This window comes from Acidithiobacillus sp. (assembly GCF_023255755.1).
Lineage (GTDB): Bacteria > Pseudomonadota > Gammaproteobacteria > Acidithiobacillales > Acidithiobacillaceae > Acidithiobacillus.
The window spans coordinates 1-9,191 of record NZ_JAGDVS010000072.1 but is presented as its reverse complement, the minus strand read 5'-3'; the positions used below and the strand labels follow the sequence as shown (position 1 = coordinate 9,191).

The window sequence follows — 9,191 nt, the reverse complement described above, 5'->3', positions numbered from 1 at the left end:
AAAGGGGAATATTCCATTCTCAAGTCGTGAAATTTTTGTTATTCGAAATGCCCTGTAGTATTGACAATTGGTCACCTCCCGTCAAGACGATAACTAGAGTTTCCGCTCCGGGCCGATTCCCTTACGCTGGCTGTCGTCATTTTTCTCGGCACCTTGATTTTGACCATCTGGCAGCCCAAAGAATTACCTGGTATCCCTACCGCGATATCAGGAACCAAATTGAAGACTAATCTGGTTGACGAAAATGGTATGACATTTATCGCTAAAAATGATTAACAATAAAAATCTGATAAGGCTTATGCCCTGAATGCTGGAGGTCCGCTTTCGCTGCATACCGACCATTGGTGATGATGCCCACCGCATGAGATCTCGGATGAACCGCACACAGAAGCTGTGGGTCGTCGGAGTCTCTTGTTTTCGCCTAATGTCCCAAATCGTCCCGGCGATGATGCGGCCTTTTACGAACAGGTTCCCTGGCCTTTTGTTGAGACGATTCATGCTGTTTTTGCGCGTGCAGAGGTTTGGCCCCATCAGGTAAAACTCGTGATCTATCCTGCCGTGGCACCCGCGTTTCCTGGAGCTTCGCTTGTATTGCTAGGCGCTCTTCCTGCCATACCCGTTGCAGATCTTTGTCTCGGACCTGAATACCCAGCCGCGCGGCTTGCCGTGCGGCCTGCTCCCGAAAGGCGGCGCCGCCCGTAATGTCCACCGCACTATACTTCTGCGCGGCAATACGCAGAGCGGCTTCCACTGACGCCTCTGCCCGGTCGTGCATTTCAATCCGTGGGCCGGTATCCGTGAACAACTTTGCACCCTGGTCATTCCGGTAATGAATCAGTTGGCGACGATGGTCGATTTCGTGATGTAGCCCGGACAGAATGGGCTTGAGTGCTTCCAGTTCTTCGCCCTCAATGCCGTTTTTCTCCTGGCTGGCCTTGCGACCTTCCCGGTAGCGGATTCCTCGCAAGGTGGCCAGAGCCGCCTCATCGCCCATGGCAGCCTGCTGTTCCAGCCAATCCCGCCATACCATCGTGCGAGGTAGGCCGTGACGCTCTTTCAGGTGCTTTTTCTGTAGCGCCTCTTTAGCGCGAGCGGCTTCATAGGCCCAGAGAGATTTGCCCATGGCCGCCGACGTGCCCTTGGCTGCTTCCTTGGCCATGAATGCCTGCTTGTGAGCTTTGATGCTGGCCTGAAAAGCATCGCGCTCCGATTTCTGCCGGCCCATCAGCGTCTGCCGGACATCCCGGCGGGTGTCCTTGATAAGCTGCTGATCCGCCTTGTAGCGCGCGTGCAGGTCTTCACGCTCAGCCTGTCGCTCGGCGCGGCGCTTTATGCGCTGACCTTCTTTGTCGTCGTAAGGCGCAGGACCATCAGACCGCGTGCCAGCCTGATGGTCGTGCAGGAACTTCTCGTAGGTTGTGGCAGGGCTGCGAGGAAGAGAAGGGGCAGGAATGAATGGCCCCATGCGCAGCTCCAGCTTCATCTTAGTGAAGCTCCGGTCTAGTTTGGAGACGGGACACGCCAGCACCCGCTCGCTCTCCAATATCGTAGAGACAATCATGCCAGACCCCTTGGGCTGAATCACCATGCCGTAATTTGCCAGGGCGGCATGTACGTCCAGCCAGGCCGCGCGAGGATTGTTCAGCGCTTCGCGAAATGCCTGCGTCGGGTCGCCCTGTGCCCACTCCTGAAAACTCGGTACGCCCTGACTACGCTCGGCGGCCTTGGCAGCTTGGGTCATGGCTGGGCCTTGCTCATCACCACTTTTCAGCAACCCCTTCTCCAAACGCTCCTTACGTGACATCCGGACGATATGGGGTCCGCCCTTGCCGTCCAAGGTAATGAACGGGCCATTGTCGCGTGCAAAGCCGTGTTTGATTTCCAGTTCCCGCATGACCTTATCAATGATGAGATAGTCTCTGCGCGGAGGCCCCATCACGACGCCTTTTTCGGGATGCACGCGATTGACGGCGATATGCACATGATCATCGTCGGTATCCCGGTGAATAGCCCAGACAGCCTGGCACTCGTCCATGCCAAGGGCTTTCAAGGTGTGCCGGACGCAATCCTTGATTTGGTCCGGCTTAGGGATGTCTTCCGGGCGCCAGGACAGGACCAAGTGGTATACCGGGTCACCTTTGAACTTGGCTTTGCGATGCGCCTTGTCAGCGATGCCATCCATCTGCGCGATAATCGCATCTGGTTCGTCCAGATTGCCCGGCATATTCATGACACCCATTTCAGTGTCAGGTACTTCGCGGCCCTTACCATCGGCTTCGCGGATAATATAATTGACCACGTCCCCGAACTGGCTCTTGCTGCCGGTCTTGGCTGCTGTGCGACTTTTGCCGACTTTGCCAATCATGGCATATCCATTAACTGCTCTTGCTGATGAATTACCGCTTCCAGGCGATAGGCGTTACCCAATGCAAACTTGAACAGGGCCTCTAATTCTTGCCTGGGCAATGGGGTGTATAGATTCATGTCATAAGCGGCTTTGAGTAGATTGCCAATCCGTCGCTGTTCAAGCAGAAGGTCAAGCGCCTTGTTCATAGGGTCCACGGCAGTCAGGACGAGATGCTTTATTACTTGGGCTCGCGATAGATCCGCCGAAAGGCAAAGACTATCCAGCGCCGCGAATTCACGGGTCGTCATGCGCACTGCAAAGACTGTCGTGGGTTCTGGTTTTGCCATGGCACAACCTCCAGATAGGGATTCCTGTCTGGTAATGGCCATCGGCAACCTGTTTGTGTGGCCATCATAAGCAAGGCATGTACTGGTCCGTAGCTGGCCTGGTAGCGATCAGAAAGAACAAGGCGCCGGACGGCAAGAAATAATGGCTGTGACAAGCGAAGCGCGGAATGGCCGGGGTGTCGGGGCTTGCCCTGATCAGGTGGGATGTTAAACGTGGTCGGCGAAGCCGTGCCATGTTTACACATCCCCTACCCTGCCCCTCACTAAACGTTCAGGGTATCGGCAGAAAAGTCCGAAAATAGACCGCTTAAGAGCCATAAAAACCGTATCCGACCCATGAACGGAGCACAAAAAGACCTGTCCGCGGTCATAACTGCGCCACCATCCGTTCAGTAGAGCCACAAAAAGGCCATCAACAAGCCATAAGGCCGTCACAAGTAATTCATTGCGAACCAATCCAAAGCCGGAAAAGCACCTGTAGAGATCCACAGTCAGACCACAAACAGGTCCCCGATGGCCATTACCAGGTAGAGAGCAATCTTGCTCTTCAACTGGAGAAAACATCATGAACGGTCATAACAACCTGATTCCTATTGCAAAAGTGAAAGGTGTCATACAAAACCACGACCAATCGCTGTGCAACGCCCGGGATCTGCATGCTTTCCTTGAGGTGGGCAAGATGCTTCGCCAACTGGATTCAGGACCGCATCCGGCAGCATGGATTCGTGGAAAATCAAGACTTTGTTTGCTTGCCAATCTTGGCAAGCAAAGATCAGCCTGCCGGACGTGGCGGTCACAACCGCATGGAATACCACCTCACGATTGAGGCCGCCAAGCATATCTCCATGGCAGAGCACACCCCAAAAGGTCAGGAAGCCCGCCAGTATTTCATTGAGTGCGAGCGCATCGTCCTTGAAGAACTCCGACGCACGCCAGGTCTTCCTTCTTTGGATGAGCCACCCATCTGCATGTACATCCCACAGGATACCGAGATTCTTTGTATTGGTGATGATGGACTCATGGAAATCGGTTTTCGGGTGAATTGGAATGACGGGAGTAATGCGCGAATCGTTATCGGTCAGCCGACCCCGCTGTTCATCGCCATGGCCAACAGCCAATTAAAACTCCCGCATCCCGATACCTTTGGTCTTCCGCTCTGGCTTGAAATGCATGGACGGGAAGCATTCGTGACCATGCCCAAAGACCCCCTCAATGGTGAACCGAAAGACCATCTCATGTTGCCGCATTCAAAGACCCTCATCATCGGACATCATAATGCAATAGATCGGCTAATAAACGAACGAGGCTATACAGTCACTCGCTTTCTGTCCCTCAACTATGGGCAAAGGGGCTAATTCATGGCCGAGAAAAGGAAAACACACGGTGCGATGACCATTCACCAGATTTTTGAAATAGACGCGAAAATCGGCGATCTCTACAAGAATGGTGAACCAGGCGTGGTGGCTGAACGTTCCGTCGGCACAGCCATAGCAAAATTAATGGCGCGCAGGATGGCGAATGACGGAAAGGCCCATATTGGTGACGGTGCCCATGTGCAGCAACTGATGCAATGTGGCATCGCTAAAACGACTGCCAAGCGAATAGTTAAAAAAGCGAGGGATATCGCAACAGACATGCCGCCCATGCCTGATCCGGAGATCCAGCCACAAACTCCGGAAAAGAGCCGGACCATCTCACCAAAGGCCAAGGCTGGCGACAACATCGTCGTACCCCTCATCACAGAATCCAGTCAGGTAGAACGACTTAAAGGCGACCCCAGAGAGTCGGATGGATTCGTTTGGGATCCTAAAGCGGGCGGGCAGGGCGATTACGTGGACCCCCAATCATTGATTAGCGGCTTCATTCGAGTCCGAGACGGGGATGTCTGGGATGCTCGGCATGGGAAGTTCCTTAAACGGAGCACGCTCCAGGATGGATATAAACGCGAGGAAGATGACTGGATTTGGAACAGCACCATGGGCATGTACAGGAATCCCGATCCTAAAGCCACAAACCCGTATGGTCTGCCGGACGGGTAGAACACAAACAGGTCCCCGCTGGCCATTACCACGTAAGGCAAACGCCTTTTTCAGGAGACGCACACAATGAAGACGATTATTTTTTCACACGGTGACAAGGGCGGGGTCGGCAAGTCTGTCGTAGCAGCCTTGTTGGTGGATATGGCCTTGCAGCGTTTCGGGCGCGCTTCACTAATTGAGGGCGACGCCAAGACCCCCGATGTTTTTGCCCGGTATCAGGATGATCCACAAGTCGTAAAGAAGATGATCTCCTTGAACTTGGCCGGGGATGCCGCCACGGCAGTAGGTGGTCTGGCAGAATGGCTGGAAAACGAAAACCCGGATGACCATCTGGTCACCATCGTGAATTTGCCGGCAAATGCAGGGGAGACGCTCGACGGACTGGTGGATCTGATTATTCCGGTCTGCACGGATCTGGGGTATGACGTCGCCGCATGCTATTCACTAGGCAAGGGTGCTGAGGCATCTTTGTCGCTCCAACAGTCCCTGGATAGCGGATTGCTGTCAAAAATTCACGAAAGCCGCCGATTGATCATCATCCCGGAGTTTGCGGGAACGCGAGACTCTTTCAACTACACCAATAAGGCGGTCGCCGAGAAATTTCTTTATGAAAAAACGGTACTGCCAAAGCTGGCCCCCGTCCCTACCGCTGACGTCATTTTCAGATCCCCGGGCGCGTTTTCGACAATGGCCAAAAGGAAGCCGGAAGGCTTTGGGGTATTTCAGGCGCATACCCTGAAACGCTGGTTGAAAGATTGCTTTGTCGCTCTTGACCCCGTTTTTCCCGAACCGCCTGCACTACACGACGACATGGTTGACGGTGAGCGCCGACCCTATGAATGATCTTAAAACCTTTCTGGTGGATGGCGGTATGGTTGGGCGCGGCGGAGGGCGGTCGCTCGCCGTTCGCGGTCTTGTGGATATGTATCAGCATGGTGCCGACCAGGGGTATCAGGCATTAGCAGGAAACAACATTCCGGTCGGGAGCAAGGTGCTTGTCTGGGATGCCTGTCACGATGAGGAAACAGGCTTTCAACTCTGGGAAAAACATACGGCTACGCACCAACCCGGGTGGCGAAAGAACCCTGGCCAGGTTGTCGTCAAGTTCGGAAGATTTGGCACCGAAATGGGGAAAATCGCTTATGGCGCCATAGCGGCTCTCGCTCTGGAATCTGCCCAGCGGCGTCCGACACGCCTGATTATTGATCTCCCATTTGTCTCTGCCAGCGAGACACTTGAACAGATGTTAATGAGCGGTTTGCTCCAGGACCTAAATGCTATCCCCATCTGGCTCATGGGAACAGGTGTTGCCGACACCGCCACACTGGCTGACCGTGTCATGGTATTGCCAGAGATATACAGGGATCGCGGTGTCGTTCTACGGAACAGCCATTGTGGCCCATGGGAGGCTTTCAATATTTGGCAATCATCAGGGGCACGCCGGGTACTGGTGGATCGCGGGGGCTGGCTCGATCTGTTCATGCTGCATCTCAGCGAGTGGCCTGACAAAAAGATGCACGAAGAATGCCTGAACATGCCGCTTGACCTGGCCAATGGCAAGGCGCTCAAGGACGGTAGCTGGATCGGGATGTGGCGGTTGTCCATTCAGTTGTGGCGCGGCGCGTTCATGAGCCGCATGAATGTTATTGAAAAACTTTAGAGGAGATTGAACATGGCGACAAAAGCCGAAGAGGCCAAACAGCACTTTTTTAAGGGCAACAAAGGATGGGCCGAAGAATATGCTGCAATGCAGGCTGGACTGACTATGGATGCGAATGACCCGATGTGGTGGTTCATCTTCCAGCAAGTGGCTCCGAAGGGTGACGGCACCGCAGAAAATGTGCAGCTACACGAATTTAAAGGAGCCGTGGACAAGCTCGCGGAAATTAAGAACGGGCTGAAAGGCGATGTGGGCAAAGAAGTATCAAGGGCGCTCAGGGAAATAACCATAATTAAAAAGAATCTGGAGGCACAGATTAACAGCCAGATCGATACGGAGAAAGACGGTGAGCGTGCGGTCAATACGCTAACGCAAAAATATGAAAAGATGGATAAAGAGGCGGAACTGCTTCAACAATCTATAGATGCGGCGGTGAAGATCTATGGCCTGAAACCACCAGAAAACCATCTGTCGCGCTATCTGGTGGAAAATATCAGCAATCGACGCCTTCTGCTTTTCCTTGGCGCTATCCCTTTCAGCATCATCGCACTGGGCATTGTCGAGTGGCTAGTGATCACTTATGCCTGATAAACGAAGCCCTCCCTGGGTACTGCTTTCTGCACGTATTCTTGTGGCAGGATATCTCGGCACGGTCTGGGAGATTGGGCACTGGGGACCCATTCTTTCCATTTTTCTGATACCGCTGGTGTTTTTTGGTCGCGGCAAGCGGGACCGGTATGGGGTGGCACTAGCCTACTACCTTGCAGGCAGCCACGGACTCATATTAGGCTCCGCGTCGTTTTTCGGACCTGGGCATGTGCCGATGGGCATTGCCCTCTGGCTCGCCAGTTCGGTGATGCTGGCCGCGGGATGGGCTTTCGCCGACGGGCCATGGAAGGTGATCGCCGTGCTGCTGATAGACGCCCTACCGCCGTTGGGGTTATTTGACTGGTTGTCGCCCCTGGCGAATGCAGGGGTAGTGTTTCCAGCATTGGGTGTGTTCGGTCTACTGGCCTGGCTGCTGCTGATTTATGTAACACTGCATGGCCTGTCCGCGTACCGGGATCAGCATGTGTTCTCCGCTTCACTGGATATTATCCCGGTATTGCTGCTCGCGTCACTGGCCGCGAATATGGTCCCCCCCCGCGAAACACGGCCTGCGGGCTGGATGGGTATGGACCTGCATCTGGGACCGATCACGCGAAATATGATGGCGGATATGGCGCGCACTCAGGAATGGATCAGCCAGACACAAGCCAAGGCGGGGCATCATCGCGTCGTGCTACTACCTGAGACCTTGCTGACGTGGTGGGCCGGCAATGCCGCTGAGGTCCAATCCGCTGTGCCCATGGGGCAGACGTGGCTGGTCGGCGCTTCAGTACCAGTAGGTCCGGCGCTACTGGCCGACGGCATTGAGGAAGTGCGTGGTGGGGTGGTAGATGGAAAAGAAAAGGTGGGGCGTCTACTCTTTGTTTCCCCTTTCCCTGTACCCGTCTCCATGTGGCACCCCTGGTATCAAGGACATGGTTACGTCCGGGCGGATGGCGTGGGTTATGAGGCGAGCTGGTGGGAACCGGTACGCAAGGTGGATGGTGTGCGCGCATGGGCGTCGATCTGCTATGATCAGCTCCTACCGTGGGTTTGGAGCGAGGCTGTTGTCCAGGACCCACAAGTTGTTCTGCTGACGAATAATGAATGGTGGGCCGAGGGGACAGGGATACCGGAGATTCAGCGCGCTACGGCGTGGGCTTGGACGCGGGTTATTGGGTCGCCGGTGGTGGAAGCAGAGAATGCTTAGATCTCTGCTGTTTCGCCAACAAAATATAACCATCCAACTATAGGGTCAAACGTGGCTATAGAAAAGAAATTTAGAGATTACAAAGACGAAGCCGAAGCATGGATCACACTCGCCACTGGTGAGTATTACCCGGACATCCTGCCGGATGCCTGCCGTCTCTATGAGCCCGTGTTGGTTGAGTTTGGCTTGTTATTGAAAGCCTCGCATTCAGCCACTAATTTCTTCAGCTCCATCATGGAAACAAGAAATCAGTGGATGCGCACTCAGCTTTGTCGGGTGTTCAAAAAATATGTCAGCCCGCAGACCCCCGTCGAAATGCTCAAGCGCAAAAGCGACGCAGCGAAAATTTGCGCACAGTTTGGCGATGCTTTCCGAAGCATCGTAGAGGTGCAGCAGAAATTTGATACCCGCAGTATACCGGATGAAGCCATTTGTGCTGTTCTATGGGAATACAAAGATCGCGGTAAGAAGGGTTATGACCTAACGGAACGTCTGTTTGATGTGCTTCGTAGTCAGCACGTTGGGCTTGTTGTTACCGGACCTGAGCGTGCTGGTAAAGACGTATTACTGGGCAACGTATTTAAAGACTATCCGAAACCCGACCGCCCTGTAGATTTTGTGATCAATGACGGGAAAAAGGTGCTTGCAATCGGTCTGGCTCGTTATGACTCAGATCGTGGCGGTGCACAAGAAGATGACCGCACAGGGCAGTATCGAGAGGTTGCGCAAGAAATCATTGGGTACGCTGACAGCCACGGGATGCAGCATATCAAGGTTATTTATGTGAACGATGGGCCGGGCTTATTGCTTGGCTCAATGTGGAATGACTATTCCTACATCGAAGATCAATGGCCGGGCCGCGTTAAGGTTGTCACCTTGCGAATGGTGCCGGATCGAATCACCGCCGACTGGCTGGGGTCTTGATATGGCAGTTCCTATTCCCGGCAAGGGAAAGCGAAGCAGTGGCTCACAGGGGTACCCTGCGGATGCCGTCGGCTTC

Annotated in this window: 9 protein-coding genes; 7 read left to right on the top strand and 2 right to left on the bottom strand. The window is 54.1% G+C overall.

Features of this window, described 5'->3' with window-relative positions; translation table 11 throughout:
• Window positions 1–421: 421 nt before the first annotated feature.
• Both traI and Q0C48_RS04930 read right to left on the bottom strand, forming a co-directional pair.
• Entirely contained in the window at window positions 422–2,365 is a 1,944-nt protein-coding gene (gene traI / locus Q0C48_RS04935) for a TraI/MobA(P) family conjugative relaxase (protein WP_291522118.1), read from the bottom strand.
• A complete protein-coding gene (locus tag Q0C48_RS04930) occupies window positions 2,362–2,694 on the bottom strand; it encodes a hypothetical protein (RefSeq protein ID WP_291522117.1) in 333 nt (110 codons plus the stop codon). Before Q0C48_RS04930 ends, traI begins: the two co-directional genes overlap by 4 nt.
• A gap of 656 nt (window positions 2,695–3,350) precedes the next feature.
• Here Q0C48_RS04930 and Q0C48_RS04925 point away from each other — a divergent pair.
• From Q0C48_RS04925 to Q0C48_RS04895, 7 genes are all read left to right on the top strand, one after another.
• Complete coding sequence (locus Q0C48_RS04925; RefSeq protein ID WP_291522116.1) at window positions 3,351–4,049, top strand: antA/AntB antirepressor family protein; 699 nt, start codon at window positions 3,351–3,353, stop codon at window positions 4,047–4,049.
• A gap of 3 nt (window positions 4,050–4,052) precedes the next feature.
• A complete protein-coding gene (locus Q0C48_RS04920) occupies window positions 4,053–4,733 on the top strand; it encodes a hypothetical protein (protein WP_291522115.1) in 681 nt (226 codons plus the stop codon).
• Window positions 4,734–4,799: 66 nt separating this feature from the next.
• A complete protein-coding gene (locus tag Q0C48_RS04915) occupies window positions 4,800–5,576 on the top strand; it encodes a hypothetical protein (protein WP_291522114.1) in 777 nt (258 codons plus the stop codon).
• Window positions 5,569–6,393: a hypothetical protein gene (locus tag Q0C48_RS04910; RefSeq protein ID WP_291522112.1), complete on the top strand. Its 825-nt coding sequence runs from the start codon at window positions 5,569–5,571 to the stop codon at window positions 6,391–6,393. Before Q0C48_RS04915 ends, Q0C48_RS04910 begins: the two co-directional genes overlap by 8 nt.
• A 12-nt stretch (window positions 6,394–6,405) precedes the next feature.
• On the top strand, window positions 6,406–6,981 hold the full coding sequence (locus tag Q0C48_RS04905; protein WP_291522110.1) for a hypothetical protein: 576 nt from the start codon (window positions 6,406–6,408) through the stop codon (window positions 6,979–6,981).
• On the top strand, window positions 6,974–8,191 hold the full coding sequence (locus tag Q0C48_RS04900) for a nitrilase-related carbon-nitrogen hydrolase (protein WP_291522108.1): 1,218 nt from the start codon (window positions 6,974–6,976) through the stop codon (window positions 8,189–8,191). Before Q0C48_RS04905 ends, Q0C48_RS04900 begins: the two co-directional genes overlap by 8 nt.
• 51 nt (window positions 8,192–8,242) lie before the next feature.
• A complete protein-coding gene (locus Q0C48_RS04895; RefSeq protein ID WP_291522106.1) occupies window positions 8,243–9,115 on the top strand; it encodes a hypothetical protein in 873 nt (290 codons plus the stop codon).
• Window positions 9,116–9,191 lie beyond the last annotated feature (76 nt).